At 63.5% G+C, this 26,499-nt stretch carries 24 protein-coding genes; 15 read left to right on the forward strand and 9 right to left on the reverse strand.

Annotated elements, in window-relative coordinates:
* Positions 1–419: 419 nt before the first annotated feature.
* Positions 420–614, reverse strand: a complete 195-nt coding sequence (locus G9U53_RS26905; protein ID WP_064444008.1) for a hypothetical protein — start codon at positions 612–614, stop codon at positions 420–422.
* Positions 615–903: 289 nt separating this feature from the next.
* Positions 904–1,581: a tellurium resistance protein TerA gene (locus G9U53_RS26910; protein ID WP_007728823.1), complete on the reverse strand. Its 678-nt coding sequence runs from the start codon at positions 1,579–1,581 to the stop codon at positions 904–906.
* A gap of 295 nt (positions 1,582–1,876) precedes the next feature.
* On the opposite strand from G9U53_RS26910, the gene G9U53_RS26915 reads away from it, so the two are divergent.
* The 8 genes from G9U53_RS26915 (at position 1,877) to G9U53_RS26950 (ending at position 12,257) form a co-directional block, all read left to right on the forward strand.
* Positions 1,877–4,180 carry an EAL domain-containing protein gene (locus G9U53_RS26915; RefSeq protein ID WP_233405558.1) on the forward strand — a complete coding sequence of 768 codons (2,304 nt, stop codon included), beginning with the start codon at positions 1,877–1,879 and terminating at the stop codon, positions 4,178–4,180.
* Complete coding sequence (locus G9U53_RS34275) at positions 4,173–6,563, forward strand: EAL domain-containing protein (RefSeq protein ID WP_165639610.1); 2,391 nt, start codon at positions 4,173–4,175, stop codon at positions 6,561–6,563. The genes G9U53_RS26915 and G9U53_RS34275 overlap by 8 nt, the downstream gene beginning before the upstream one ends.
* Positions 6,564–6,609: 46 nt before the next feature.
* Positions 6,610–7,461, forward strand: coding sequence for an SDR family oxidoreductase (locus G9U53_RS26925; protein WP_007728815.1), 852 nt, complete (start codon positions 6,610–6,612; stop codon positions 7,459–7,461).
* Between the two features lie 3 nt (positions 7,462–7,464).
* Positions 7,465–8,370: a TIGR03619 family F420-dependent LLM class oxidoreductase gene (locus tag G9U53_RS26930; RefSeq protein ID WP_165639611.1), complete on the forward strand. Its 906-nt coding sequence runs from the start codon at positions 7,465–7,467 to the stop codon at positions 8,368–8,370.
* 68 nt (positions 8,371–8,438) lie between these two features.
* Entirely contained in the window at positions 8,439–9,125 is a 687-nt protein-coding gene (locus G9U53_RS26935) for a nitroreductase (RefSeq protein ID WP_083058226.1), read from the forward strand.
* A gap of 73 nt (positions 9,126–9,198) precedes the next feature.
* The gene (locus G9U53_RS26940) at positions 9,199–10,335 is read left to right on the forward strand and encodes a methyltransferase (protein ID WP_165639612.1); all 1,137 of its coding nucleotides are present in this window, start codon (positions 9,199–9,201) and stop codon (positions 10,333–10,335) included.
* Positions 10,336–10,529: 194 nt separating this feature from the next.
* Positions 10,530–11,381, forward strand: coding sequence for a Bax inhibitor-1/YccA family protein (locus G9U53_RS26945; protein WP_007728810.1), 852 nt, complete (start codon positions 10,530–10,532; stop codon positions 11,379–11,381).
* 120 nt (positions 11,382–11,501) lie between these two features.
* On the forward strand, positions 11,502–12,257 hold the full coding sequence (locus tag G9U53_RS26950) for an enoyl-CoA hydratase/isomerase family protein (protein WP_165639613.1): 756 nt from the start codon (positions 11,502–11,504) through the stop codon (positions 12,255–12,257).
* A gap of 66 nt (positions 12,258–12,323) precedes the next feature.
* Here G9U53_RS26950 and G9U53_RS26955 read toward each other — a convergent pair whose 3' ends face one another.
* Complete coding sequence (locus tag G9U53_RS26955; RefSeq protein ID WP_019744600.1) at positions 12,324–13,541, reverse strand: acetyl-CoA C-acetyltransferase; 1,218 nt, start codon at positions 13,539–13,541, stop codon at positions 12,324–12,326.
* A 121-nt stretch (positions 13,542–13,662) separates the two neighbouring features.
* A complete protein-coding gene (locus tag G9U53_RS26960; RefSeq protein WP_042448870.1) occupies positions 13,663–14,634 on the reverse strand; it encodes an SGNH/GDSL hydrolase family protein in 972 nt (323 codons plus the stop codon).
* 71 nt (positions 14,635–14,705) lie between these two features.
* On the opposite strand from G9U53_RS26960, the gene G9U53_RS26965 reads away from it, so the two are divergent.
* The 3 genes from G9U53_RS26965 to ilvA all read left to right on the forward strand — a co-directional run bounded on the left by G9U53_RS26965 (position 14,706) and on the right by ilvA (position 18,607).
* Entirely contained in the window at positions 14,706–16,091 is a 1,386-nt protein-coding gene (locus G9U53_RS26965; protein WP_003943292.1) for a cystathionine beta-synthase, read from the forward strand.
* 44 nt (positions 16,092–16,135) lie between these two features.
* On the forward strand, positions 16,136–17,308 hold the full coding sequence (locus tag G9U53_RS26970) for a cystathionine gamma-synthase (protein WP_003943272.1): 1,173 nt from the start codon (positions 16,136–16,138) through the stop codon (positions 17,306–17,308).
* A gap of 135 nt (positions 17,309–17,443) precedes the next feature.
* Entirely contained in the window at positions 17,444–18,607 is a 1,164-nt protein-coding gene (gene ilvA / locus G9U53_RS26975; protein WP_242692799.1) for a threonine ammonia-lyase, read from the forward strand.
* 6 nt (positions 18,608–18,613) lie between these two features.
* Here ilvA and G9U53_RS26980 read toward each other — a convergent pair whose 3' ends face one another.
* Positions 18,614–19,408 carry an FAD:protein FMN transferase gene (locus tag G9U53_RS26980; protein ID WP_003943281.1) on the reverse strand — a complete coding sequence of 265 codons (795 nt, stop codon included), beginning with the start codon at positions 19,406–19,408 and terminating at the stop codon, positions 18,614–18,616.
* Positions 19,405–19,650 (reverse strand): hypothetical protein, encoded by a 246-nt coding sequence (locus G9U53_RS26985; protein WP_153211881.1) that lies wholly within the window; start codon positions 19,648–19,650, stop codon positions 19,405–19,407. Before G9U53_RS26985 ends, G9U53_RS26980 begins: the two co-directional genes overlap by 4 nt.
* A gap of 205 nt (positions 19,651–19,855) precedes the next feature.
* On the opposite strand from G9U53_RS26985, the gene G9U53_RS26990 reads away from it, so the two are divergent.
* Positions 19,856–20,956, forward strand: coding sequence for a C40 family peptidase (locus tag G9U53_RS26990; RefSeq protein ID WP_003943296.1), 1,101 nt, complete (start codon positions 19,856–19,858; stop codon positions 20,954–20,956).
* An 88-nt stretch (positions 20,957–21,044) separates the two neighbouring features.
* Here G9U53_RS26990 and greA read toward each other — a convergent pair whose 3' ends face one another.
* Both greA and G9U53_RS27000 read right to left on the reverse strand, forming a co-directional pair.
* Positions 21,045–21,539 carry a transcription elongation factor GreA gene (gene greA, locus G9U53_RS26995; RefSeq protein ID WP_007726385.1) on the reverse strand — a complete coding sequence of 165 codons (495 nt, stop codon included), beginning with the start codon at positions 21,537–21,539 and terminating at the stop codon, positions 21,045–21,047.
* A 227-nt stretch (positions 21,540–21,766) separates the two neighbouring features.
* A complete protein-coding gene (locus tag G9U53_RS27000) occupies positions 21,767–22,192 on the reverse strand; it encodes a DUF4307 domain-containing protein (RefSeq protein ID WP_007726384.1) in 426 nt (141 codons plus the stop codon).
* A gap of 303 nt (positions 22,193–22,495) precedes the next feature.
* Here G9U53_RS27000 and mca point away from each other — a divergent pair, with 303 nt between their 5' ends.
* The 3 genes from mca to G9U53_RS27015 are packed head-to-tail and all read left to right on the forward strand — an operon-like array spanning position 22,496 to position 25,732.
* Positions 22,496–23,374: a mycothiol conjugate amidase Mca gene (mca, locus tag G9U53_RS27005; RefSeq protein WP_007726383.1), complete on the forward strand. Its 879-nt coding sequence runs from the start codon at positions 22,496–22,498 to the stop codon at positions 23,372–23,374.
* Positions 23,371–23,685, forward strand: coding sequence for a hypothetical protein (locus G9U53_RS27010; RefSeq protein WP_007726381.1), 315 nt, complete (start codon positions 23,371–23,373; stop codon positions 23,683–23,685). Before mca ends, G9U53_RS27010 begins: the two co-directional genes overlap by 4 nt.
* Before the next feature lie 19 nt (positions 23,686–23,704).
* Entirely contained in the window at positions 23,705–25,732 is a 2,028-nt protein-coding gene (locus G9U53_RS27015; protein ID WP_042448864.1) for a thioredoxin domain-containing protein, read from the forward strand.
* Here G9U53_RS27015 and G9U53_RS27020 read toward each other — a convergent pair.
* On the reverse strand, positions 25,699–26,367 hold the full coding sequence (locus G9U53_RS27020; protein WP_003945269.1) for a hemolysin III family protein: 669 nt from the start codon (positions 26,365–26,367) through the stop codon (positions 25,699–25,701). The genes G9U53_RS27015 and G9U53_RS27020 overlap by 34 nt on opposite strands.
* Positions 26,368–26,499: the final 132 nt, after the last annotated feature.

Raw genomic sequence — 26,499 nt, forward strand, 5'->3', positions numbered from 1 at the left:
GGTGCCGAACAGTAGGCCGAAGAAGCCGGAGATTGCGCCGAAGAAATCGAACATGGGCGAGCCTTTCGCGAGGACGAATGCGGTCACGACAAGTGGCCGACTTGTGGTGGTGTTCAGAGAAGTTCCGTCGACATTGACGGCAAAGGCGTCGGACGAAGGCCGACTGCCGGATGAAATGTACGATTCGCCCCGGTTTGATACAAGTCTTTCCCGAGTAACAGTTACTTGAGGCTTAAATTATCGGGGGTGCCTGCCCGATCGGGGGTGCCTGCCTGATCTGGGGTGCCCTGCCTGCTTGGGTGGGGCAACCAGGCGGGGCAGTGGTTGGCCGTCCCTCTCAATACCGACCTACGGCGAACCATCGGCGTTGAAACTACCCACAGTTCGTGACGTGCGCCACTTACGTACCGGTACCTTCGTTAGCCGAGGTCGGACGTTGCGGCGAAGGCGGTCGTCGACGTCCCCGCGGGGATGTGGTTCATCGAGAAATCGCGGTCCCGATCAGGGTTGACGACGCTTGCCAACAGGAGCATGGCGGCGACAAAGAGAACTCCTGCGGCGAGGTAGGCGATTCTCACGGGCAGGCGCGGGCGTCGATCTGAATTCGTGGACATTCACGTTCTCCATCGGTGCATGTTGGACGAACGCCTAGTTTAACGATCAACTAATGAAAGGGTGCGAACAGTGACGCAAGATACGAAAAGGCCCTCGATCTCGGGGGAAATCGAGGGCCTTTCCGGTCGAACGTCGGCGCCGCCAAGCACATAGCGTCACCGACCCACTATCGGTGTCGAGCGTGACCCCTCATGTCCGACCCCACTTCTCGACACTATCCAGTAACTTGCGACATTGTGGATGATTCGGACATTGTCGTTCGGATGGGGGAGATCGCGTCCGCAGCCCCTACTTTCGTCCGGCAGCCCATTTCATTCCCCAGTTGTAGGCCCGATCGAGATCTGACTGACTGCCGTTGATGTACTGAACTTCGCGCGTCACCGTCACGCCTTGACCTGAACTTTGGATGAGCGCGATCGCGCACAGTCGCTCCTGGTTGCTCGCGGAGTCGAGTCGCACTTCCACCTCCGGCCCGTTGGTGGGATACAAGGTGACGACGCCGTCCACGGCCGCCCAGTTGGGAGCGCCGTCGTAGATCATCGCGAAGATCAGGATTCGCCGGAAAGCGCTTGGGTCACCAAGATTGACGTGCATGTTCTCGCCGCCGGTGTTCGCGCCACTGCGGTCGTCGCCGTCGAGGGAGATGTAGGGCGGAGAAGTCAGTGAACCGAAACTGTTACCCAAGGCCTGAACTACTCCCTTGGACCCGTCGGCAAGTTCGTAGAGGCATCCGAGGTCCAGGTCGACCGCACCAGAGCCTGCGCCGGCGAGCTTGGCGAGAAAACCGGTCTTCTTCGGTGGAGCCCCCTGTGACCAGTTGAGGTTCACGCGCATATTGCCTTGTCGTTCACCCGCCTTCGCGAGGTTGACCGTCGGCGCCGATTTGGTGAGCGTGATCTTGCTCAGGCTGACCGGTGCTTGCGACGGAGTGGACTCGCCGGAACGTCGGGTGTAGTCGATTGCCATCGTGATAGTCCTTGTCTGAACTCGAATGAGTCCGATCGTGTTACCCGTCGAGGAATCTCCACCGACGTGATCGGCGATCTCCGGCCATTGTCCCTCATGTCTGATTTCAACCGTGGGTATCAAACTCGCCGCACCAACTTCCGGCAGACCAGCAGTTTGCTGATTACTGTGTCTGTGGGCAGACCTGACTCCGAAATAGGTCGGACGTACTGGTTGACACCGCAGTGCCCAATTACGGGAGAATTGCTGAGTCGGACGTCCGATTCGATTGCGTCGTGGGAGCGGGAGGTAAGAGATGTCAGTCCTGTCTCTTCTTCAACCCCACCAGAGAGAAAGACTGACGCCCGCCCAGCGCGATGACGTCACTCGCGAGCAGATAGCCGTCACCTTCGGCGTGCTGCCATGGGCCGCTGCCGTCCACCTCGTCGTCACACTCGGGCTGACGTTGTATGTGATTCCGCCGGACAGCGGACTGTTACCAAGCCTGTGGCCATTTCTGTCCGGCGTGATCGGGTTGGTGGGGATGTGCGTGGGTCTCGCCATTCATTTCAACCTGATCACACCCACGTACCGGATGTCCTACGCGTTTCTCATCGTCGAATTTGCTGTAGTCGGGATCCTGTATTCCTCGCTCGCCCTGGTCCTGTACCCGATCCTGGACGATTCCGGCGATCTGATCCTGATAGCGGTCACCACATCGATCACCGGTGCCGGAGCCGTGGCCACCGCGATGTTGCGAGTGGTGGGGGTCACCTGGGTCCTGTCCAATCTGATAATCCTCGGGGTGGCATTCTGGCTTCAGCCGGGACCCGAGTTCGAACGAATTCTCATTGGAATGATCGCCTATGGCGCGGCTCTGATCGGCGGCACGATAGTGGTCTCGGGCAACCTGGAATCTCGCTATCGAGCTGAATTGAGCGCCGCGTCGGAACGATCGGTCGTGCAGATGCTTCTCGAAGACTTCGAAGGCAACGCCGGGGACTTCGTGTGGGAGACGGACCAGAAAGGCAAGTTCAACCGAATCCCGACGCGGCTCGCGGTCGAAGCGGGGCTGGACTCCACCGAGTTGCAGGGAACGGCGTGGCAGGACCTGTTCATGGAGTTGGGCACCCTACGGATCCCCGGCGGGATCGATGCGCTCATGGAGTTGCAGCAGGCCCGCCACACGAAGACCGCATTCGTCGACGTGCTCGTTCCGGTCCGAGTTCACGGTGAAATTCGGTGGTGGCAGATCTCCGGACGCCCGCGCCCCGGCCGTACACCCGACGAGTTCGTCTGGCGAGGAGTCGGTTCCGACGTCACGGAAGTAAAACTGCAGAGTGACGAGATCGTGCGGATGGGTCGTGTGGACGCACTCACCGGTATGCCGAACCGGCACAGCTTCTGGACCGAGCTTGAGCGACTGCTGCGCGAGCCGTACACAAGCGAAAGTGGTCTCGCGTTGGCCATGCTCGACCTCGACAACTTCAAGTCGGTCAACGACACACTGGGACACACCGTTGGCGACGCGGTTCTGCGAGAGGTCGCGGATCGCCTGTCCGAAGCCGGCGGGGTGTCACAGTTGTTCGCACGTCTGGGGGGAGACGAGTTCGCGGTTCTTTTCACCGATGTGGGTGACAGCTCACAAGTTCGTACTCTGCTCGGCCGCTACATCGAAACTCTGCACGAGCCGATCACAGTGGCCGGTACGCGGTTGGAGATCGGATGCAGCATCGGGTACTACCTCCCCGACGAGCTGCCGTCCTCCGCCGACGAGATGATGGGCGCTGCGGACCTGGCCTTGTTCGCGGCAAAGGAATCCGGGCGCGGGGCCGTACGTGAATATCGAGACTCGATGAAGTCCGTGGCCGATCGGCGGGCCCGCCTGCTCGAAGATCTGGGAAACACTGTCGCGGAGAAGGACCTCGAACTCGAGCTGTTGCCCAGGATCGACGTGGTTTCCCGCGAGATCGTGGCCGTGGAAGTCCGCGTGATCTGGCACAACGCCCGCCTCGGTGCCGTTACGTCCGCCGAATTCATGAGCGTCGCAGACGACACCGGTTTGGCGTACTCACTGGGGACTACCGTCTTCGAGTTGGCCTGCGAGGCGGCGTCCCGCCTTCCTGATCACCTGCGGGTAGCCGTCGCGGTATCGACGCGTCAGCTCGAATCGGATTCCTTTGTCGTCGCGATAGGGGACTCGCTTCGACGATCAGGTGTCAGTGCACATCAGCTCGAGCTCCAACTCAACGAATCATCGGCGATCACCGACGAGTCCAAGTTTGCGTTGCACGCCATCGCGGACATGGGAATCGCGCTGACCGTGGACGAGTTCGGCGCCGGATTCTCCTCGCTCGCATCACTGTCCGGCCTTCCGTTCACCCGAGTCCGGATAGAACGCTCCATTTCGGGTGCAGTGCCTGGTGGACGGTCGATCCTCGAAGCTGTCGTGGATCTGGTCGACGCATTGGGAATGGAGGTCGTCGTCTCGGGAGTCGACGGTGAGGAAGACTTGAAGTCCGTGGCCGCTGCAAGGGTGAGGACTGTTCAGGGATACATCGCCGGCGGAGCCATGTCGGTCGACGCGGTCGCAGCGGCGGTAGCAGGCCGACGTGGATGACCCGGCAGTACTCCGTAGGCGTCGCGTCGGGACGTCGGTGCGCAAACTCGGTCGCAGCGGCACGGAACAACACCTCTCGGATTACGATCGCCGTCGCCTACTCGATCGACGACTGCGGTTCACCGCGCGCGTACTGCCGTGGTCGTTTCTGACCGCGGCGGTTGCCTTGTCAGCGATCGTGGTGCTTCTGCCGGTGGATGCCGGATGGTTCACCTTCGCCTGGTCGAGCGTCATGCTGTTGTCGAGCGCTGGATTCAGTGTGTATTGGCTCCGGCGCTCGCGTCTCGGCGTCTCCGAGTCCCAGACCACCGAACTGGTGGTACTCACAGTCGAAATCATTGTCTGGGGAGTGCTCCTGGCGTGCTTGGCTCTCGTTCTCTTCCCGATGCTCGATCCTCGTGACGAGTTGGTACTGAGCTCGACCTTGATCGGTGGGATCGCGGTCGGCGTGTTTCCCACCATGATGTTTCGCGGAATCACTGTGGTCTGGATCAGCCTGGTGGGAGTCGGGTTGGCCGGGGCGTTCTGGACGGAACCGGGCACATCGCGTTTCGTGCTGATCGGGGTGCTGGTCGTCTTTGTAGGTTCGCTCTACAGCGGAACTTTGCTGTTGGCCAAACTTTTCGAGAGACGGCTACGCGCCGAACTGATAGCCGAGGACGAACGAGATCTCGTCGAGTTGTTGCTCAACGATCTCGAAGACGGAGCACAGGATTGGCTCTGGGAGACCGATTCGCGCGGTATCGCCAGTACCGTGTCGTATCGCTTCGCCGAGCAGGTCGGTTTGCCGGCAGCACAGATTCGGGGCCGCACAATGCACGAGATCCTGATCGGGATCGGCGCGTCCCGAACAGATGTGGGCAGGAAGTCCCTTGATCTCCTCGCCGCGAATTTTCAAGCCGGGACGGCGTTTCGGGACCTCACCATGCAGGTCGTCGTTCGGGGCGATACTCGCTGGTGGTCGATGTCAGGTCACCCGGGCAGTGGCGATGGGGCGACCTACGGGTGGCGCGGTGTCGGATCCGATATCACGCACTCGTATCACCAGCGCCAGAACATCTTGCGATTGGCAGAGATCGATTCGTTGACCGGTCTCAGAAATCGGTACAGCTTCAACGCTCAACTGTCTTCGCGGATTCGGGACGGACACAGGGTGTGGCTGGCAATTCTGGATCTGGACAACTTCAAGTCGATCAACGACCGGTTGGGACACCACATCGGAGACGACGTGCTTCGCGATGTTGCCGGCAGACTGCACAGCGTTCTGCGATCGAACGAGATCTGTGGCCGACTGGGGGGTGACGAGTTCGCCATCGCCTTCGACGACCTAGCCTTCGACGACATCGGGAGTGCAGATGAGGTGGAGAAGAGATTCCAAACGATTCTCGACTCATTCGAACGACCATTTTCACTGGTCGGCAACCAGATTCGCATTCGTGCCAGTCTGGGGTACGGCTCGATGCCCGACGACGCCGACAGCCTCGAAGACCTGGTGATTGTCGCGGACCTCGCGCTTTACCACGCAAAGGAGAGCGGTCGGAACCAGATTCGCGCCTTCGATGCGACTTTGCGGGATCGTGCGACGGGTAGGGCTAGGGCACTGTTGGATCTTCGTCGTGCGTTGATCGACGAAGAGTTCGAGTTGGTTTATCAGCCACAGGTCTCGGCCGCGACTGGAGTTGTTGTCGGGTTCGAGGCTCTGCTGCGGTGGAACCATCCGACTTCAGGTCTCGTCTCGCCGGGAGACTTCATTTCGGTCGCCGAGGAAACCGGCTTGATCGTGCCGATCGGTGCAGGTGTTCTGAGGGCTGCCTGCACGGCGGCGACAACGTGGCCGGAGGACATTCGGGTTGCCGTCAATGTTTCTCAGGTGCAACTGCGTTCGAGTCGATACGTCGACTCGGTACGCCGGACACTGATCGAGGTGAACCTCCACCCCAGCCGACTCGAGATCGAGGTGACCGAATCGTTGGTCATCGACGACGCCGACCGAGATGTGTTGGTACAGCTCTCGGCGCTCGGCATCGCCATTGCGATGGACGACTTCGGCACAGGGTTCTCCTCGGTTGCCAGCTTGGCCCGGCTGCCGCTCGATCGGTTGAAGATCGATCGGGCGTTCGTCGCACCGCTGGACGCGGATCCCTCGAATTCGAGGTTCGCTGTCTTGCGAGCCGTCATCGCGATTGCCAAGTCTCTGGGGCTGGACACCGTCGCCGAGGGCGTGGAGACGGAGAGGCAGCGCGCGATAGTGACCGAGTGCGGATGTGACGTGATCCAGGGGTACCTCGAGGGAATGCCGATACGGGCAGCCGAGATTCCGCACTATTTGAATGGGCGACTCGGCGGTTCGAGCAGGTGGGGTGTCGCGGCTACCACTGAGTGAGAACTTTGCGCCCGTTTTGCCGTTCGATGTGTGACGGTACGCCGAAGTGCTTCACATCGAACTGCAGAAGGGTGTCTTCGTGGTGGTCGGATCGGCGTACTCCCCAGGGCCGATGTTGGTGGGTAAGAAGGCAGTGGTCACAGGCGGTTCCCAGGGAATCGGCGCAGCGATTGTTCGAGCATTTGCATCGCATGGCGCGTCAGTTCTGGTTGTCGATGTGGCTCCTCTTGGCGACGTCGAATTCGACTCGGCTGCAGGTGGTTCGATCAACTATCTCGAGTACGACGTGCGGACGCGGGAAGTCCCCGTCGCGTTGACCGAGTTCGCCCCGGACGTCCTTGTGAACAACGTGGGTCATTTCCTGAACCCGCCGACAGAGTTCACCGGTACGGATCCCGGTTTCTGGTCCGAGGCCGGCAGCATCAATTTCGATCACGTCGTGCGTCTGACCCATGCCCTGCTTCCCGGCTTGATCGACCGCGGTTTGGGTGGATCGATCGTGAACCTGACGACGGTGGAGGCGCATCGAGCGATCCCGGGCCACACGATGTACTCGGCATACAAGGCCGCGCTGACACAGTTCACCAGGAGCCTTGGTGTGGAGATCGGTCGAACCGGAGTGCGCGTCAACGCCATTGCCCCGGATCTGATCGAGTCGGTACAGGTGCCGTATCGCACGATCGTTCCCGCCGACGACTGGGACAAGTGGCCGGGGTGGGCACCGTTGGGCGGACCGGGCCAGCCGGTCGACATTGCCGGCCCCGCACTGTTCCTGGCTTCCGACCTGGCGAGATACATCACCGGAACCGTGATCCACGTCGACGGCGGCTCGCACGCTGCCGGAGGCTGGTTCCCCACAGAAGAGGGTGGCTGGACCAACCGGCCCCGAAAGGCTTGACACATGACAACTTTCAGTCTGAACGTTCCCAACTTCGGCACCACTCTCGGGGAGGACTCCTACGCGAAACTCGTGCAGGTCTGTCAGAGCGCGGAAGCTGCCGGCTTCGACCGGGTCCTCGTCACCGATCACGTGGTGATGGGCTCGGACAACTCGGCGTACACGTGGTCGGCGTTCCCCACCGAGCCCGACGCCAACTGGCTCGAGCCGCTGACCGTCCTGGCTTTTGTTGCCGGACAGACGAAGACAATTCGCTTGGGGACAGGAATCGTCATCGCGGCGCTGCGCGGGGGAGCGGTACTGGCCAAGACGGCCGCGACACTCGATCTGCTCTCCGGTGGCCGACTCGACCTCGGCGTCGGAACCGGTTGGCAGGAACGTGAATACGAGGCGGCAGGTATGGATTTCGGTAAAAGGGGACCACTGCTCGACGACGCTCTCTCAGTGTGCCGGGCCCTGTGGAGTGCGGCGCCGGCGAGCATCGACACCCCTCGTCTGAAGTTCGACGACGTGTACTGCGCGCCCCGTCCGGCCGCTGGAATCCCGATCTGGGTGTCCGGTTCACTCTCCAAGGCCGTTGTACGACGCGTTGCAACCTGGGGTGACGGGTGGATTCCGATCATGGGTGCCGCGGACGACGACCTACGTGAAGGGATCGACGTCATCGGCAAAGCGATGGCGGATCTCGGACGCGATCCAGCGGAATTGCAGGTCCGTGGGCGACTGACCGTCGTACGCGGGTCCGACGGTTCGATCGACCTCCCGGCGACGATGATCGGCGCCGAGCAGCTGCTCGAATCCGGTGCCACCGATGTGCTGGTTGCGCTGGCAGCAGTAGATCCGGATCCGGATGCGGCGATGGCAGAGTTCGGCGAGCTGGTGTCGGCCTTCGCAAAGGTGACCCGCTGACGATTGCGTCGAGGCGGTAGTTCTATCGTGCGAAGTGTTGTAGTGCAGCCTGATCGAGGAGAGAACACATGACCGAGAGCATCGTCGTGGATACGAGCCTGGAAGCGTTGCTCGACGCCCGGATCAGCTGCCGCGCCTACGAGGACCGTCAGGTGCCACGTGAGGTGATCGAGGAGATCCTTCGGCTGGCGCAGAAGACGCCGTCGTGGTGCAACACGCAACCGTGGCAGGTCGCGATCACCGAAGGGGAGGGCACCGAGCGATTCCGCGCCGGCCTCGGTGAGTACGTGATGGCCAACGCCCAGGAGTCGGACTTCGAGTTCCCGCGCGCGTACCAGGGCATCTACAAGTCGCGTCGGTTCGACTGCGCGATGGCGCTGTATTCGAGCGTCGGAATCGAGCACGGTGACCGCGCCGGATCCGCGGCACAGACGATGAAGAATTTCGAGCTCTTCGGCGCTCCTCACGTCGCGATCATCACCACCGACGAGGCATTGGGCACCTACGGCGCAGTCGACTGCGGGTTGTACGTGAACAGCTTCCTGCTCGCGGCCCAGAGTCTGGGGGTCGCCACCATCCCGCAGGCGGCGCTCGCGGGCAGCTCCAAGTTCATTCACGAGCATTTCGGTATCGACGACACTCGCAAGGTTGTCTGCGCGATCTCGTTCGGGTACCCCGACACCGACCACCCGGTGAACGGATTCCGCACCGAACGCGAAACCGTCGACAACGTCGTGCAGTGGAAGTCGAACTGACAGGGATGTCGAACTGATCACCTGCTGGTCGGGGGATTGAGTGTTGCGTAGTTCCACCTGAAAGACTGGTGGCATGTCCGACACACCCGAACTGTTCGATCGTCTGCGCCGATTCCCCGATGTCGAGGCACCCAATCTCTTTGCCGTCGATGCGGCTGATCGTCTGATCCTCGACGAGGCCGCCGACGCTCTTGCCGCGGCACCGGCGGGCACCGTCGTCGTGATCGGCGATCACTACGGTGCGCTGACTGCCGGTGTTGCGCTCGTGCACGGAATCGCCGCCGTGCGCGTTCACCAGGATCCGCTCACCGGAGAGCTGGCCCTCGCGAACAATGCGCGCGAACTCGGATTCAGTGACGCCTTCACCTCGCACGGACTGGACGAGGAGTTGCTCAGCGGCGCCCGCGTCGTGCTTATGCAATTGCCGCGTAGCCTCGCCGAACTTGCCGAGATCGCCCAGCTGATCGCGCTTCACGCCGACCCGGCGGTTCGTGTCTTCGCCGGTGGGCGTGACAAGCACATCACCCCGGCGATGAACAAGGTTCTCGGCGAATCGTTTTCCGACGTCAGCGCCTCGCGTGGGCGTCAGAAGTCCCGCGTACTCAAGGCTTCGGAACCGAAGGCCGAGGTCGTCGTCACGTTCCCGATGGCCGAGCGCCTGGAAGAGTTCGACCTCGACGTCGTTGCTCACGGCGCAGTGTTTGCCGGTGCGAGCCTGGACATCGGCACCCGGTTGCTCCTGGAGAACCTCGGAAAGATTGCGGTCGATCCGCTGAGTGACGTGATCGACCTGGGTTGTGGCAGCGGTATTCTCGCGGCGGCGATCGCGCGGAAGTTCCCGGACGTGCACGTGATCGCAACGGATCAGTCCTCGGCAGCCGTCGCTTCGGCTCTGGCGACCGCGTCCGCAAATGGCGTCGGCGATCGAGTGAGCGGCCTGCGCGACGACGCCGTGAGTTCGTTGCCCAGTGCGAGCGCGGATCTGGTTCTGTTGAACCCGCCGTTCCACGTCGGCGCGGCGGTCCACACCGGCGGAGCACTCAAGATGTTCGAAGCTGCCGGCCGTGTCCTGCGTCCCGGTGGCGAGTTGTGGACTGTTCACAACGCGCATCTGGGGTATCGCGAACCGTTGAAAGCCGCGGTGGGTCCGAGCGAGGCGATGGCGAAGAACGCGAAGTTCATCGTGATGAAGTCGGTCAAACCGTCCTAGTATCGAAAAGGGACGAGTGTCGACGAGTGTTGATCTTCCGGAAATGCGCCGGGAACTACAACCGAAGCTTCGACGTTGTAAATTACGAGTGCTTTACTTTTAGTCAGGTACACGGACCGTGTCGGAAACTCGGATCCGTCCGGCGAACCCGCGACGCACCCGTCGTAGGCCACCACGATGAAGGGATGATCACGGTGCGCACCACCAGCAACCCGGTGTTCCGCAATCTGCCCAAGCAAGAGGGCAACGGATACGCCTCGTTCGGATCTGCGACGGCGGGCGCCTCGCAGGCAACCCAGCAGTTCGGTCAGCCGCAGTACGCTCCGGCCGAGCCGTACCAGACCGGTCCCACCTCGCGGGCCATGACGATCGACGACGTCGTCACCAAGACGGGCATCACGCTCGGTGTGCTGACGATCTCGGCACTGGTGTCGTACTTCCTGGTCAACAACAACGCCGACCTCGCAGCCCCGCTGGTCATCGGCGGCGGTCTCGTCGGCCTCGTTCTGGTTCTGGTCGCTACGTTCGGCCGCAAGATGGACAACCCGGCAATCGTGTTGGCGTACGCCGTCGCCGAGGGTCTGTTCCTCGGTGCGCTGTCGTTCATGTTCACTGATATTCAATTCGGTGGCGTCGGCGGATCCGCACTGATCGCGCAAGCAGTCCTCGGAACGTTCGGCGTGTTCTTCGGCATGCTGGTCGTCTACAAGACCGGTGCGATCCGGGTGACACCGCGTCTGACGCGAATGATCATCGGCGCATTGATCGGCGTTGTCGTTCTGGCCCTCGGTAACCTCGTCGCGAGCTTCTTCGTCGACGGCGGGCTGGGATTGCGTGACGGCGGAACGCTCGCCATCATCTTCAGCCTCGTCTGCATCGGCATCGCAGCCTTCAGCTTCCTGCTCGACTTCGACGCCGCTGATCAGCTGATCCGTGCACAGGCGCCCGAGAAGGCAGCCTGGGGCGTCGCATTCGGCCTCACCGTCACCTTGGTCTGGCTGTACGTCGAGATCCTGCGTCTGCTGAGCTACTTCAACAACGACTAGTTCTCGAGTCGATCCGTAACACGAAGAAGGGCCCCGCGAGGGGCCCTTCTTTTGTCGTCTGTGGACGGTTACGGTGCTTGGATACCTAGCAACTGCTTGGTTTGGAACGAAGGGGAGCGAATGTCGACAAACACCTCTGAACCCATCCTGGTCGCGGATGCCGGAGCAGTGCGAACGCTGACCCTCAATAATCCGAGTCGCCTGAACGCATTTGATGCAGCCGGTTTTCGAGCGTTCACCAAAGCGCTCGACGACGCGGCGTCGGACGAAGCCGTGGCCGTGGTGATCGTCGAGGGCGCAGGCAAGGCATTTTCCAGTGGCGTCGACCTACGCGCACTCGCCGAACCAGGCGCAGACAACGCCGACTTCGGCCACGCATTCGCGCCGCTGATCGTCGCGCTGGTGGAGTTCCCGAAGCCATTGATCGCCGCGGTACACGGCGCTGCCGTCGGCATCGGCCTGACCATGCTGCTTTACTGCGACGTCGTCTACGTTGCCGAGGACGCACGTCTGCGTGCACCGTTCACTTCGCTGGGTACAGCTCCCGAAGCTGCCAGTAGTTGGTTGCTGCCCAAGGTGATCGGAACGCAGCGAGCCGCCGAGCTGATCCTGTCGGCCCGGTGGCTCAGCGGCGTCGAAGCTGCCGCCTACGGACTGGCGACAGCCGCCGTGCCGGCCGACCAGGTACAGGCACGCGCCCGCGGGAGTGCCGAGCAGATTGCCGCCAACGTCGGACCGGCAGTCCTTGCCGCCAAACGACTGCTCCGTCACGGATGGGCGGACGAAGCTCGCGCTGCCGTGCAGCGTGAGGACGACGCTGCGCGAGAGTTGATTCGCGAGTTGGGGAGTTTTGCTCGGAAGTTCACGACTACCTGAAACCCGACCACACGAAAGCGGCCGCCCGGCAGAAGCCGGGCGGCCGCTTTCGACGTGCTCAGGGGATCAGCTGAGGCGCTCGATCACCATTGCCATGCCCTGTCCGCCGCCGACACACATGGTCTCGACGCCGAAGGTCTTGTCCTGCTCCTGCAGGTTGTTGATCAGGGTGTTGGTGATACGGGCACCGGTCATACCGAAGGGGTGACCCAGCGCGATCGCGCCACCGGAGATGTTGAGCTTGTCCTCTTCGATGCCCAGTTCGCGAGCGGATCCCAGGACCTGCACTGCGAATGCCTCGTTGATCTCGAACAGGTCGATGTCGGAGATCGACTTGCCGGCGATCTTCAGGGCGTTCTTGACGGCCTGGATCGGGCCGAGGCCCATGATCTCGGGGGACAGGCCCGAGACGCCGGTGGAGACGATGCGAGCGAGCGGGGTCAGGCCGAGTGCCTTTGCCTTGGTGTCGGACATGATCACCAGTGCGGCTGCGCCGTCGTTGAGCGGGCAGGCATTGCCGGCGGTGACGGTGCCGTCGGGGCGGAAGACGGGCTTGAGGCCGCTGATGCCCTCGTAGGTGGTGCCGGCGCGGGGGCCGTCGTCCTTGGAGACGACGGTGCCGTCGGCGAGCGTGACGGGCGTGATCTCACGCTCGAAGAAGCCGCGCGCGATGGCTTCCTCGGCGCGGTTCTGGCTGCGAACTGCCCAGCGGTCTTGGTCTTCGCGGGTGATGCCGGTGGCCGAAGCGACGTTCTCGGCGGTCTGGCCCATGCCCAGGTACACGTCGGGGATCAGGCCCTCTTCGCGAGGATCGGTCCAGGCGACTCCACCTTCGGCGAGCTTGGCGCTACGGGCCTGCGCTGCGTCGAAGAGCGGGTTCTTGGTGTTGGGGAGGCCGTCGGCGTTGCCGGTGATGAAGCTGGAGACGGACTCGACGCCGGCGGAGATGAAGACGTCGCCCTCGCCTGCGCGGATGGCGTGCAGCGCCATGCGGGTGGTCTGCAGCGAGGAGGAACAGTAACGGTTGACCGTGACACCGGGGAGGAAGTCGTAGCCGAGCTGGACGGCGACGACGCGGGCGATGTTGAAGCCCGACTGACCGGCGGGCTGGCCGCAACCGAGCATGAGGTCGTCGATCTCGGTGGGGTCGAGCTCGGGGATCTTTGCCAACGCGGCGGCAACCATCTGAGTTGCGAGGTCATCCGGGCGGATGTCCTTGAGCGAACCCTTCATTGCGCGGCCGATGGGCGACCGTACTGCTGAGACGATTACTGCCTCGGGCATGAAAACTCCTTTTGTGTACTGCTCGAGGGCGGCTTGAAACGCCGTCGAGCAGGGCAAGTTGAATGCAGCTTCGACTTACAATTTACGTTGCCGCTCCCAGATGGTGGTCACGCAGTCTCACTCAGTTGACGTCGGGGCGCTGACCTGCAGGTTTGGTGCGTCTCGCGAAGGCTTTCCACTGGGTTGCCGCCGCCGTCAGTCGGGCCGCGACGGTGCGGGCTTGCGCCGCCTCCGAGACGTGGGGGAGTTCGGGTAGCGGGCCACCCTGCCATTCACCCAGAGCCGACGCGAGAACCGGGACGATCTGCTTCGCCGCGAGTTCGTATCCGGCCGCGGACGGATGGAAACGGTCGGCCGAGAACATCGTGTCGGGCGAGGCCAGGAATTCCTTGGCCAGCAGGTCGGCCAGTGGAACGGGATGACCCCCGGCGTTTCTGGTCGCGGCCGCCTGGGCGAGTGCGAGGCGATGGCCCCATTCGCGCACCACGGAGCGCAGAGGTTGCGGGATCGCCGTGACCACCCCCAGATCCGGGCAGGTGCCGACAACAACGACGGCGCCGCTCTCGCGTAAGCGTCGAACCGCGTCGCCGAGGCGTTTAGCCGACGCGTGAATCGCGTTCTTGGCGGTGACGTCGTTGGCGCCGATCAGGATCACCGCAGCGTCCGGGGGAGGACCGGCGACGAACATGGCGTCGACCTGCCCACTCAACCCGCGGGAGGTGGCGCCCCCGATGGCCTTGGTGCTCAAACGGATTCGCTTCCCGGTTTCACTCGCAAGCAGCTTCGCGACCTGAACACCCGGAACTTCCGAGGCCGTCAGCGCGCCCACGCCGGCCGCAGACGAATCGCCGAAGATCATCAAGTGGAGATCGAAGGGCACGGCCCGCCACCAGAGTTCCGGGTTGTCGGCGCCGGGCGCGTACACCCCGTCCGCCTCGGGTGGCTTGGCGATATTGCGACCGATCACCCCGCGGGCCGCCCCCGCCTGCGACATCAGATAGTTGTAGCCCAACCAGGAGAGCGTGCCTGCACTCGATCCGGCCACCACCGTGGCCACCGACGCTTTCAGTCCGGTTCGACTCACACTTGCCAATCTAGCCGGATTGCACCACCTTCGCCCGACGTCCGCGCGCACCGTTTTCTTTCATCTGGGAACATGGACGAATGCGCATCGCGGAACACGTCGTCGACCTCATCGGCAACACCCCACTCGTCAAGCTCACGTCCGTCACGGGCGAAAACTTCGGCACGGTGGCAGCCAAGGTCGAATACCTCAACCCTGGCGGTAGCTCCAAGGACCGCATCGCCGTCAAGATGATCGACGCAGCCGAGGCTTCGGGTGAACTGAAGCCGGGCGGCACCATCGTCGAGCCGACCTCGGGCAACACCGGAATCGGCTTGGCGCTCGTGGCGCAAAAGCGTGGATACAAGTGCGTTTTCGTCTGCCCAGACAAGGTCAGCGAAGACAAGCGCAACGTCCTGCGCGCCTACGGCGCCGAGGTGGTCGTGTGCCCCACGGCCGTCGCGCCGGACAACCCGAACAGCTACTACAGCGTCTCCGACCGTCTCACCCGTGAGATCCCCGGCGCCTGGAAGCCCAACCAGTACTCCAACCCGGGCGGACCGGAGAGCCACTACGAGACCACCGGCCCCGAGATCTGGGCCGACACCGACGGCAAGATCACGCACTTCGTCGCGGGCGTCGGCACCGGCGGCACCATCACCGGCACCGGCCGCTACCTCAAGGAAGTTTCGGGCGGCAAGGTCAAGGTCATCGGCGCAGACCCCGAGGGCTCCGTCTACTCCGGCGGCACCGGTCGTCCGTATCTGGTCGAAGGCGTCGGCGAAGACTTCTGGCCGTCGGCATACGACCCGTCCATCCCGGACGAGATCATCGCCGTCTCGGATGCCGATTCCTTCGAGATGACGCGTCGCCTCGCCCGCGAGGAGGGACTGCTGGTCGGCGGTTCCTGCGGTATGGCCGTCGTCGCTGCCCTCGAAGTAGCCAAGCGTGAGGGCCCCGACGCCCTGATCGTCGTCCTCCTCCCGGACGGTGGCCGCGGCTACCTGTCCAAGATCTTCAACGATCAGTGGATGGCGTCGTACGGATTCCTGCGCACCCCACTCGACGGCAAGACCAACGTCCCCACCGTCGGCGACGTTCTGCGTGGCAAGTCGGGCGAGCTGCCGGACCTCGTTCACACCCACCCGTCGGAGACCCTGCGCGACGCGATCGAGATCCTGCGCGAGTACGGCGTGTCCCAGATGCCCGTCGTGGGTGCGGAACCGCCGGTCATGGCAGGCGAGGTCGCCGGAAGTGTGTCCGAGCGGGATCTGCTGAGCGCGGTCTTCGAAGGCCGTGCGCACCTTGCGGATTCCGTCGAGAAGCACATGAGCAAGCCGTTCCCGCTCATCGGTTCCGGCGAGCCGGTCTCGGCTGCCACGAAGGCGCTCGGGGACACCGACGCACTCATGGTCGTCGACGACGGCAAGCCGGTCGGTGTCATCACGCGCCACGATCTCCTGGGTTTCCTGAGTTCGGATTCCTGAGTTCGGATTCCTGCGCCGGCACCGGCGCCATTAGGCTGGGGACCATGAGTGAGCAACGCAGCAAGGCCGACAACATCAGCTGGCAGGGTTTCTCCACGAAAGCGGTGCATGCGGGTTACGAACCCGATCCGCTGACCGGTGCGGTCAACGTGCCGATCTACGCGAGTTCCACCTTCGCCCAGGACGGCGTCGGTGGAATGCGCAGTGGCTTCGAGTACGCGCGAACGGGTAACCCCACCCGTCGCCCACTCGAGGCGAACCTCGCCGCGCTCGAATCCGGAACCTACGGCCGAGCGTTCAGTTCGGGAATGGCGGCCACCGACTGCCTGCTCCGTTCGGTACTTCGACCCGGCGATCACCTGGTCATCCCCGACGACGCGTACGGCGGAACCTTCCGTCTCATCGACAAGGTGTTCACGCAGTGGGGGATCGAGTACACCCCGGCTCCGGTGTCCGACGTCGATGCGGTGCGCGCGGCGATGAAGTCCAACACCAAGCTGGTCTGGGTCGAGACGCCCACGAACCCGCTGCTCAATATCGGTGACATCGAGCTCCTTGCCGAGGTCGCCCACGAGGGCAACGCAAAGATCGTGGTGGACAACACCTTCGCCTCGCCGTACCTGCAGCAGCCGCTGCAGCTCGGTGCCGACATCGCGCTGCACTCCACGACCAAGTACATCGGCGGACACTCCGACGTGGTCGGTGGCGCTCTCGTCTGCAACGACGAAGAACTGGACACCGCGTTTGCCTTCCTGCAGAACGGATCCGGCGGCGTTCCCGGCCCCTTCGACGCGTTCCTGACGTTGCGCGGAATCAAGACACTGGCGCTGCGCATGGAGCGTCACAGTGACAACGCGGAGAAGGTCGTCGAATTGCTCGACGGCCACCCCGCGGTTGCCGGCGTCATCTACCCCGGACTGGCTTCGCATCCGTCGCACAAGGTCGCGGCCAAGCAGATGCGACGCTTCGGCGGCATGATCTCCGTCCGCCTCAAGGGCGGCAAGGCGGCAGCTCTCGACCTGTGCTCGCGCACCGAGATCTTCACGCTGGCAGAATCTCTCGGCGGAGTCGAATCCCTCATCGAATTCCCCGGTGCGATGACCCACGCCTCGACGGCCGGTTCCGCTCTCGAGGTTCCCGACGATCTGGTTCGCCTGTCGGTCGGCATCGAAGACGCCTCAGATCTGGTCGGCGACATCGAGCAAGCGCTGTCCTGATCTTCGCTCTACAGTAATTCGACTTCGAATCTGCAGTGCGCCTTCACACCTCACGAGGGTGTGGAGGCGCACTTTCTGGAGGCATGCGTGAATCTCGAACAGATAAAGGCTGCACAGCAACTGCTCGCCCCGGTCATGCGACGCACCCCGGTCGTGGCCTCGCGAGTGTTGTCCGAAACCACCGGCTTCGCCGTGAGTTTGAAATGTGAAAATCTGCAGCGCACCGGCTCTTTCAAACCGCGCGGTGCGTACAACCGCATTGCCAATCTTTCCGCAGAGGAACGGGCAGCGGGCGTGGTGGCGGCCAGTGCCGGTAACCATGCGCAGGGAGTTGCCTGGTCTGCAACAGAATTGGGAATCAAGTCGACCGTCTTCATGCCGACGGGTGCGCCGCTGCCGAAGTTGGTGGCCACCAAGGCATATGGAGCTCAGGTCCACCTGCACGGTTCGACTGTCGACGAAGCGCTCGTGGCCGCTCGCGAATTCGCGGACCGAACCGGAGCAGTTCTGGTCCACCCGTTCGACCACGAGGACGTCGTGGCGGGGCAGGGGACTGTGGGGCTCGAAATCCTCGAGCAACTGCCTGAGGTCGGCACGATCCTCGTTCCCACCGGCGGCGGCGGTTTGATCGCGGGAGTGGCTGCAGCCGTCAAAGCTGTGCGCCCGCAGGTCCGCATCGTCGGAGTGCAAGCCGAGACCGCGGCTGCCTGGCCGGCGTCGTTGGCAGCCGGGAGGCCGACCGCCTTGGCGTCGATGTCCACGATGGCAGACGGTATCGCCGTTGGCTGCCCGGGCGAGGTTCCGTTCGCCGAAGTTGCCGCCCATGTCGACGCCGTGGTGACGGTCAGCGAGGAAGCGCTGTCCAAAGCGCTCCTGCTGTGCCTCGAACGCGCCAAGCTCATCGTCGAACCGGCCGGCGTCGCGGCCGTCGCGGCCTTGATGACCTGCACTCCGGAGGAGCTGGGACTGACAGGGCCGGTGTGCGCCGTGCTTTCCGGCGGCAACATCGATCCGCTACTTCTCACGCACGTCATCTCGCACGGTCTGCGAGCGGCCGGACGGTTCCTCGGCGTTCACATCACCATCGACGATCGGCCGGGCGCACTGGTCTCGTTGCTGGAAGTGGTTCGAGCGAACGGCGCCAGCGTGGTCGATGTCATCCATTCCCGTACCGGTGGCGAACTCGCGCTCGACGAAGTGGAAGTCTTCCTCACCGTCGAGACGCGTGGTCCGGACAACAAGGCGGAACTTCTGACGGCCTTCGACGGCGCCGGTTACGCAGTACGACTGCAGAACTGAGGCGAGTTACTCGTCAGGCCAGCCGCCCAGAACCGTCACGCGGTACTCCTGGTCGACCAGCCTGGCGGGTACGTCGAGTTGATGTAGCCAGTCGATGGCCGAACCGCCCATGCCGACCGCAACCCGACTGAATGCGGCGGCCTGGGCGCAGGAGGATGCAATCACCGACACCGTGCGCCACATCGGCGTCGCCGTCGATTCGCGGTGCAGTGGCTTGACGGTGCTGGCCGTGGCGATCCCGCAGTCGGACGGAAGTGCTACCTGGCAGGTCGGGTCGCCGGGCAGGTCTTGCACCTGAATCTGCCAGCCGTCTTCCGGCGCCGGGCCGGCAACCGCGATGTCCCCGCCGAGGCCGACCAGCACGCCACACCCGAGAAGAGTTGCAGTGGACGCGGCACAGTGGTCCGCTGAACTGGCGCGGGCCGTCGCGGACAGATCGAGAACGACGTCGTCCGGGCTGTACACGCGGTTGTTCTCGACGCGAATCTTCCACCAGGAGTGAGGGTCTGCCGACCCGGCCGTCGGCGTGAGTTTGCCGTCGGTCAGTCGTGCGACAGCCAACGCGTCTTCGAGGAAGTGCGCGAACATCGGGGTCACGGCGACGCCGTCGACGTTGCTCGCGGCGCTGACATAGGTACGAATCTCGGAGTCGGCACGATCTCGATTGGTGGCGGCGTCGGCAGCGGTGAGGTACCCGCGAACCAGGCTGGCCGCGGAGGGAAGGACTTCAGGGTCGGTGACGACGACCCGGGCCTGAACCCCCCACGTGAGCCACTCGGAGGCCGAGCGCGGAGTACTCACGAACCGTTGGAGACGGCGTCCGGGGTTCCGAATCCGGCGACCACGACGGGCCGCTTCGCTACGGGATTCTTGGTGTGAGAAGCCGACGTGTCCGGTGCGAGTGCCGTGGCAGTGGGAGAAGAAACGAGTGAAAGTCCGCCGCTTGCGAGTGCTCCCGCCACAGCCGTGGCTGCGAGGGCGAGGCGAACGGGTCGATACACCGTAGTGCGTCCCCGGGCGGGTCGTGGCCGATCGTCGCTCATGGACTCAGCTTGCACGCCGAAGCTGAGAAAAGCCTTGGCGTCTGTAGTCATTTGCGTAACGCCCGCCGAGATAAATGAGACATTGGTTACAGGAGTCGCGAGACTGAGCCGTGTCGAATGCATGTTCGAAAGAGTAGATGTTCGCACCGACAAGTTTCGGGTACGACCACGTACATGGATTTTCAGAGGTTTATCGGAGGTTCGGATGGCAGTCGGTGTCCTGGCGATCGCTGTGTCGATCGGCACCGCACTGGGCGTGATGAGTGGAACTCTCGGAGCGCCCGCACAAGTCGAGAAGAACGAGTCTTCGAATGCTGCAGTCTCACTTGCAGCCTGGAACGGACCGGCACGAACTCAGGACACACCTGAGGGAATCGTGCCTTCCGTACCCTCCAACTTTCCGGGAGCGACATTGGCGCCCGTGGGAGCGGTGGCAGTGTTCGCGCCGTGGATCAAAAAGGCCGGTGCTCTGTGCTCGGAGATCACGCCCGCGGTGATCGCCTCGCTGTACTCGGTCGAGAACGGATTCAAGTACGGACCCGATACCGACATCTCACCGGAAGGTGGGCGCGGGCCTGGCCGCTTCACCACCGCAGCGTGGACGGCATACGGCAAGGACGGTGACGGCGACGGAAAGATGGACATCCTGGGCGTTGCCGATCCGGTGATGACAACCGGATACCGGTTGTGCGATCTCGTGAAGCAAGCGCAGTCCTGGCAGAAGTCCGGTGAGGTCGAGGGCGATACCGTCGACCTCGCGCTCGCTGCCTACGACGTCGGGCCGGACGCAGTTCGCGAAGCGGGCGGCGTTCCGGCAGACAAGTCGGGCGAGGTTCCTGCGGAGCAGGCGGTCGCCGCTCCGTTCGTCGCCCAGATCAAATCGTTGCAGGACTCGTTCGCCCTGATGCTTGCGCCCTTCGACTACAACAACCTCGCCGCAGCGGTGGGCGGCGTCGTCGAGGCCGGTCTGAAGTTTCTCGGATTGCCGTACGTGTGGGGTGGCGGAAACATCAACGGGCCGTCGATGGGCGGGTTCGACTGCTCGGGGCTGACGTCGTACGCGATCCACGCGGCCACCGGGGTGACTCTGCCCCGGACCTCGGAGACGCAGTGGGGTGTCGGCGTCGAGATCCCGCTGGATCAGGCGCAGCCCGGTGACCTGTTGTTCGGCAACTGGCAGGCAGGCGGCCCCGGCCACGTGGCGATCTACGTCGGCAACGGTCAGATGCTTCACGCACCCACGTTCGGCGACGTGGTGAAGGTCGGCCCGATCTTCGCCGGCATGAAGGCTCGCCGCGTGGTGTGAGTGGGCAGGAAACGGCGAGCGTCGACAGAGCAAGAAGCGCCACCCGACCGAGTCGGGTGGCGCTTCTTTTCAGAGCTGGTACAGCCGATCAGCTGTGGTAAGGCTCCGCGCTCAGCAGCGTGACCTTCATGGTGCTGCCGTTGGGCAGGTTGTACTCACGCGTGTCGCCGACCTTGGCTTCGAGCAGCGCGCCGCCCAGCGGTGAGTTCGGCGAGTAGACCTCGAGCTTGGCGTCACGTGCGCCTTCTTCGCGGGTAGCGATCAGGAACGTCTCGGTGTCACTCTCGTCGCCGTCGTAGTAGACCTTGACTACGGATCCGGGCAGTGCGACACCGGACTGAGTGGGGGCCTCGCCGACCTTTGCGCTGTTCAGCAGCTCCTGGAGCTGGCGAATGCGGGCTTCCTGCTGACCCTGCTCTTCGCGGGCAGCGTGGTAGCCGCCGTTCTCCTTCAGGTCGCCCTCTTCGCGACGCTCGTTGATCTCGGCGGCGATGACCGGGCGATTGGCGATGAGCTGGTCGAGTTCGTTCTTGAGCCTGTCATGTGATTCCTGGGTAAGCCAGGTCACCTGGGTCTCGGTCATCTCGATCACTCCCTAGTAGTCGGAGCCGGGGGCTCCCTCGACGATCGCTGCAACAGCAGCGAACAACGACACAGAAGCACCACCAGGGATGCAACCTTGCCGTCAAACCTTGCGTCAATGCAGCAATACACGGTTCCACCCGGAACCGTGTATCGGGCAATTCTATCACGCATGACTACCCGCCCTGTCCGGCGTCAAACGTCCGGCAGGGTGGGTGCGTTCCGAGGTCAGCTCTTGGTCAGGTACTCCGGAACGTCGAAGCTGCAGCCGTAGACGTCGGCCATGCCTGGCGGCTGGGACGTCTTGACCTCGGTGTTGAACTCGAGGGTCTGATGTTCCGACGACGGGACGTAGACCTCACGTCGACCGGTTTCGGAGCCGTCCTTCGAGCGTGCGCGCACGATGCACATCGCTTCACGCGACGAGTCGTCGCGTGTGACGGTGAAACGGATCTTCACCGTGGAGTCGTTGGCGATGTCGAACGAGATGGTCTCGGTCTCGATTTCCTTGACCGCAAATTTTCCGTACGCGTAGTACGCGATTCCGCCGCCTACGACGATGACGAGAGCGGTCAGAGCCCACACCATCCACTTGCGGGGACTGCCCGTGCGAGTTGTGCTCGGGTACCGATCTTGGGGAAGCGGTTTGCTCATCACTCTGCTCTCGAAGACTCGAGTTCGCGTGTCGTGCAGCAACTGACTGTGTCCCGCCGGATTACCGAAGGGGTCACGGCTGCGCCAGGAACTCTCGGGTGGAACTATAGAGGACGTATCCCGTCGCGCCGTCGGTAGGTTTGTCGGCAGTCGGTACGTTTGACGGCAACGGCCCGGAGTAATCCGAGCGGTGCACAGCGTGTGATTCGAAGACTGCCGGTGACGGCTACAGGTGAACTGCCGGTGACGGCTACAGGTGAACTGCCGGCAACGGCTACAGGTGAAGTTGAGGTGAACGAACACGTGAGCGGATTCCGGCTCATGGCCGTCCATGCCCATCCCGACGACGAGTCGAGCAAGGGTGCGGCCACCACCGCCCGTTATGCAGCCGAAGGCCACGAAGTGATGGTCCTGACGCTCACCGGGGGTGAGCGTGGCGACATTCTCAACCCGGCCATGGACGTTCCCGGTGTCCGCGATCGAATCAGCGAAGTTCGCCAGGAGGAGATGGCCGAGGCCGCTCGCATCCTGGGCGTGAAGCAGCGCTGGCTCGGTTTCGTCGATTCCGGGCTTCCCGAGGGCGACCCTCTTCCGCCGCTGCCCGAAGGGTGCTTCGCCCTCGTTCCGCTCGAAGAGTCGACGCGCGCTCTGGTCAAGGTGATTCGCGAGTTCCGTCCCCACGTCGTCACGACGTACGACGAGAACGGCGGATACCCGCACCCGGATCACATCCGGTGCCACGAGGTGACGATGGCAGCCTACGAAGCCGCCGCCGATCCCGAGTACTTCCCCGAGGACGGTCAGCCGTGGGAAATCAAGAAGGTCTACTACTCGCACGGATTCATCCGTAAGCGCCTCGAACTCTTCCAGGAGGAGTACGAGCGTCGCGGAGAGCCGTTCCCGATGGCGGACTGGCTCAAGAAGTGGAAGACCGAACGCGGCGACATGATGGTCCGGGTGACCACTCAGGTCACGTGCGGCGACTACTTTCCCCAGCGTGACGATGCTCTGCGCGCACACGCGACGCAGATCGATCCCAACGGTTCGTTCTTCGCTGTGCCGCTCGACATTCAGCAGAAGATCTGGCCCACCGAAGAATTCGAGCTCGCCAAGACGCGGGTCACCACGTCCATTCCGGAAACCGACCTGTTCGCAGGTCTCGAAGAGGACGCTCAGAAGTGAATGCTCTGTCCGCCGAGGTAGTTCTCGGCACCACACAATTTCTTGCTCAGACCCCGAGTAACCCATCCGGACCGGAGTTCGGAAAGTCGTCTCCGGTCGGCCTGCTGGTGATTCTTGCGCTGCTCATCGGTGTGATCCTCCTGGTTCGGTCGATGAACCGCCAGCTCAAGAAGCTGCCGGAGACGTTCGAACCGGATCATCCCGAACTCGATCAGCAGGCAGACGAAGGCACCGACCGGGGAGCAATCACTGCTCCGAGCCCGGCGGAACCCAACGTCTCTACCGAGAAGAAGCCCAAGCAAGAATCCTGAGACGAACGAGGTAGCGGCGATGGACCCACGGATGCGGAACAACCTGGGTGGGTCCTCGAGCCCTTACCTGCGTCAGCACGCCGACAATCCGGTCCACTGGCAACAGTGGGGCGAAGAAGCGATGGAGTGGGCGCGCGAGCGCAACGTGCCGATTCTCCTCTCGATCGGATACTCGGCGTGCCACTGGTGCCACGTCATGGCGCACGAGTCGTTCGAGAACGACGAGATCGCGGCCGTCATGAACGCGAACTTCGTCTGTGTGAAGGTGGACCGAGAAGAACGTCCCGACATCGACGCCGTCTACATGAATGCGACGGTTGCGATGACCGGCCAGGGCGGCTGGCCCATGACCTGTTTCCTGACTCCCGACGGTTCACCGTTCTACTGCGGCACGTACTACCCGCCGACGCCTCGCGGCGGAATGCCTTCGTTCACACAGCTTCTCGAAGCGATAGTCGACACCTTCACGAATCGGCGCGACGAGGTCGACAACGCGGCGCAGTCGATCGTCACGGAACTTCAGCGCGCGTCGGGCGGGATTCCGTACGGCGGAGCACCCATCGACGCCGAGCTGCTGAACGCGGCGGGCCGGTCGATCCTCGGCGACGAGGACGTCCCGCGCGGGGGATTCGGTGGGGCACCGAAGTTTCCACCGTCGGCACTACTGGAGGGGCTGCTCCGACAGTACGAGCGAACGGGTTCGGGCGAGATCCTCGGCGGCATCGAGCGCACCGCCGAAGCAATGGCACGTGGCGGGATCTACGACCAGTTGGGTGGCGGTTTCTCGCGGTACTCGGTCGATGCCGAGTGGGTGGTTCCGCACTTCGAGAAGATGCTCTACGACAATGCGCTGCTCCTGCGGTTCTACGCGCACTGGGCGCGGCGCACCGGATCGGACCTCGCCACTCGCGTCACCGAGGAGACCGCAAGGTTCCTGCTCTCCGATCTGCTGACCGAGAACGGTTGCTTCGCTTCGGCTCTCGATGCCGACACCGACGGCGTCGAAGGCCTCACGTACGTATGGACGCCGACGCAGCTGGTCGAGATTCTCGGCGCGGAGGACGGGCAGTGGGCGTCGGAGTTGTTCCGGGTCACCGATACCGGAACCTTCGAAGAGGGTGCGTCGGTACTGCAGTTGCTCCGTGACCCCGACGACTGGTCGCGCTGGCAGACGGTCTCCGACGCTCTACGCGCCGTCCGGGCTCAGCGTCCACAGCCCGGCCGCGACGACAAGGTGGTGACGGCCTGGAACGGGCTGACCGTCACGGCCTTGACGGAAGCCGGACTTGCCCTGGACCGACCCGACTGGATCACCGCGGCGGCCGAGTGCGCAGGCGCTCTTCTCGACCTTCACCTGGTGGACGGTCACTTGCGTCGCGCTTCCCTCGGCGGGGCTGTCGGCGTCCCGACGGGCGTGCTCGAGGATTACGCAATGTTGGCCACCGGACTCCTGGCTCTATACCAGGCAACGGGATTGGCGCGGTGGCTCGATGCGGCGCAGCAGTTGCTCGACGTCACTGTCGACCACTTCGCTGATCCGGCCGAGCCGGGAAGCTGGTTCGACACGGCCGATTTCGCGGAGTCGCTCGTGACTCGGCCCCGAGACCCGTTGGACGGCGCGACGCCGTCCGGTGCGTCGAGCGTCGCGGAGGCTCTGTTGACCGCAGCGGCGTTGACCGATGCCGAGCGCTCTTCTCGTTACGCCCAGGCCGCGGCGGACGCGCTGGCGAGGGCCACGCTGCCGCTCGAGCGTGCGCCTCGGTCGGCGGGGCACTGGCTCGCGGTGGCGGAAGCGTCGTTGCGTGGTCCGATACAGGTGGCCGTCGTCGGGGAAGGTTCGCTGTTGGCCGATGCCCGCCGGCTTGCGCCGGGTGGTGCAGTGGTTGTCGGGGGTGCCCCGGATTCTTCACCGCTGCTTGCAGATCGACCCCTCGTCGACGGTGGTGAAGCCGCGTACATCTGTCGGGGATTCGTGTGTGATCGGCCGGTGACGACGGTGGTGGAACTGGCGAGTCAGTTGAACACGACGAGCCATACCGCGATGTAGTGGCAGATCGCTGCGACGACCGTCGCGGCGTGGAAGAACTCGTGATGCCCGAACGTCGTGGGCCACGGGTTTGGCCATTTCGTCGCGTACAGAATTGCGCCGACGCTGTAGAAGATTCCGCCGACGAGCAGCAGCACCATAGGCGCCACACCGACCTGGTGCGTCAGTTCACCGACCACGGGAACGATCGCCCAACCGAGGAGCAGGTAGAGCGGGACTCCCACCCATTTCGGGGCGGTGGGCCAGAGCATCTTGAGTGCGACGCCGGCGAGCGCGCCTGCCCACACGATCGCGAGGATGATCTTGCCGGTGTGAGTCGGGAGGCCGAGCATGGCGAACGGTGTGTAGCTGCCGGCGATGAAGAGAAAGATCATCGAATGGTCCGCACGCTTCATCCACGTACGGCCCTTGACCGTCTGCCACTGGATGCGGTGATACGTCGCACTGATGCCGAAGAGGCCGCAGATCGTGACGCTGTAGATCGCGGTTGCCCAAGCCGCTTTGGCGCCGACCTGAGCGCCGGCTACGGAGACGAGAACGATGCCTGCGACGACGGAGACACCGAGCGCCCACAGATGGATCCAACCGCGCATGCGTGGTTTGACCGGAAGCTCGTCGAGCCCGAATGCCGTCATGTGCAACCCCTCTCGTTCCGTACTGTTGCGAACCGCGTAACCTACGGTACCGTAGGTTACGCATCAGTAGCATAACCTACCTGCGGGTTTTCGACGCGTACAAAAACCGTGACGGCGCTCGCATGTGCCTGT

It is taken from the genome of Rhodococcus sp. D-46 (assembly GCF_011290655.1).
Lineage (GTDB): Bacteria > Actinomycetota > Actinomycetes > Mycobacteriales > Mycobacteriaceae > Rhodococcus_F > Rhodococcus_F qingshengii.

Bases quoted from the DNA above. Each gene is read 5' to 3' on its own strand.
- G9U53_RS26970 (WP_003943272.1), top strand. From the start codon at position 16,136: ATGAGTGAGCAACGCAGCAAGGCCGACAACATCAGCTGGCAGGGTTTC.
- G9U53_RS26930 (WP_165639611.1), top strand. From the start codon at position 7,465: ATGACAACTTTCAGTCTGAACGTTCCCAACTTCGGCACCACTCTCGGG.
- G9U53_RS27000 (WP_007726384.1), bottom strand. From the start codon at position 22,192: ATGAGCAAACCGCTTCCCCAAGATCGGTACCCGAGCACAACTCGCACG.
- G9U53_RS26935 (WP_083058226.1), top strand. From the start codon at position 8,439: ATGACCGAGAGCATCGTCGTGGATACGAGCCTGGAAGCGTTGCTCGAC.
- greA (WP_007726385.1), bottom strand. From the start codon at position 21,539: ATGACCGAGACCCAGGTGACCTGGCTTACCCAGGAATCACATGACAGG.
- G9U53_RS26950 (WP_165639613.1), top strand. From the start codon at position 11,502: ATGTCGACAAACACCTCTGAACCCATCCTGGTCGCGGATGCCGGAGCA.
- G9U53_RS26910 (WP_007728823.1), bottom strand. From the start codon at position 1,581: ATGGCAATCGACTACACCCGACGTTCCGGCGAGTCCACTCCGTCGCAA.
- G9U53_RS26965 (WP_003943292.1), top strand. From the start codon at position 14,706: ATGCGCATCGCGGAACACGTCGTCGACCTCATCGGCAACACCCCACTC.
- G9U53_RS26990 (WP_003943296.1), top strand. From the start codon at position 19,856: ATGGCAGTCGGTGTCCTGGCGATCGCTGTGTCGATCGGCACCGCACTG.
- G9U53_RS27020 (WP_003945269.1), bottom strand. From the start codon at position 26,367: ATGACGGCATTCGGGCTCGACGAGCTTCCGGTCAAACCACGCATGCGC.
- G9U53_RS26905 (WP_064444008.1), bottom strand. From the start codon at position 614: ATGTCCACGAATTCAGATCGACGCCCGCGCCTGCCCGTGAGAATCGCC.
- G9U53_RS26915 (WP_233405558.1), top strand. From the start codon at position 1,877: ATGTCAGTCCTGTCTCTTCTTCAACCCCACCAGAGAGAAAGACTGACG.
- ilvA (WP_242692799.1), top strand. From the start codon at position 17,444: ATGCGACGCACCCCGGTCGTGGCCTCGCGAGTGTTGTCCGAAACCACC.
- G9U53_RS26940 (WP_165639612.1), top strand. From the start codon at position 9,199: ATGTCCGACACACCCGAACTGTTCGATCGTCTGCGCCGATTCCCCGAT.
- G9U53_RS26955 (WP_019744600.1), bottom strand. From the start codon at position 13,541: ATGCCCGAGGCAGTAATCGTCTCAGCAGTACGGTCGCCCATCGGCCGC.
- G9U53_RS27015 (WP_042448864.1), top strand. From the start codon at position 23,705: ATGGACCCACGGATGCGGAACAACCTGGGTGGGTCCTCGAGCCCTTAC.
- G9U53_RS26985 (WP_153211881.1), bottom strand. From the start codon at position 19,650: ATGAGCGACGATCGGCCACGACCCGCCCGGGGACGCACTACGGTGTAT.